Origin of the sequence: Vibrio sp. 10N.222.55.A1 (assembly GCF_041473835.1) — a bacterium.
Classification (GTDB): Bacteria; Pseudomonadota; Gammaproteobacteria; order Enterobacterales; family Vibrionaceae; genus Vibrio; species Vibrio crassostreae_C.
In genome coordinates, this window is sequence record NZ_JBFRSX010000072.1 from 1 (window position 1) to 737 (window position 737).

Annotated in this window: 1 protein-coding gene; it reads right to left on the reverse strand. The window is 45.3% G+C overall.

The features are described 5' to 3' along the window. Window positions 1–737, reverse strand: a 737-nt coding sequence (locus AB4493_RS19345; protein ID WP_372155628.1) for an ISL3 family transposase, incomplete at both ends; no start/stop codon positions are given.

Below are 737 nucleotides of genomic sequence, written 5' to 3' on the forward strand. Positions count from 1 at the left end.
TCCCAGAGCCCTTTAGCATGTGCTTCTGATTCACAATACCAAAGCTCTTTGAGTTGTGCCCCGAGTATATAAGTGGTCATTAAGTCCTTATTGATATTCAATATTTCTGTAAGATAGCTGTCTTGCCGTGGATTTAAGTTGCCTCTATTTTTCAACAACACCCAGCGTGAGCGCTTGACCCATTGCCTCGCTTTTTTATCTTGCTTGAGTTTGTTGGCTTGGTCGACTCTGACTCTATCCATTACCTCACGACCGAACTTAGCAACAACATGGAATAAGTCGTAAACGATTTTTGCGTTCGGGCAGTGCGCTTGAACTTCAAGGTCAAAAGCCGTATTCATGTCCATCGCGACCGCTTCGATATTATTGCCATGCTTGCCTAACAGCTCGAAGAACGGTCGTATGTCCTTGCGGCTACGGCCTAACCCTATCCAAATGACTTGATGAGTCTTAGCGTCAGCAATGACCGTGGCATACCTATGCCCTTTAAAGATAGCGAACTCGTCCATGACGAGTTGCCTTAGCTCTTCCCATTTCACTGACGGTACAACTTGTCGAAGTCGGCGTTTATCTATCTCTTTAATGGTGTGCCAATGTACGCTCGTTAACTGGGAGATATGCTTAATGGGAAGAAGAGGCAGCAGTTGTTCTATATAACTTTTTAGGCGCTTCGTGATGCGAGCATAAGGCTCTAGCCAAGATAGAGACTCTGTTTTTATGCCGCAGTCACGACACTT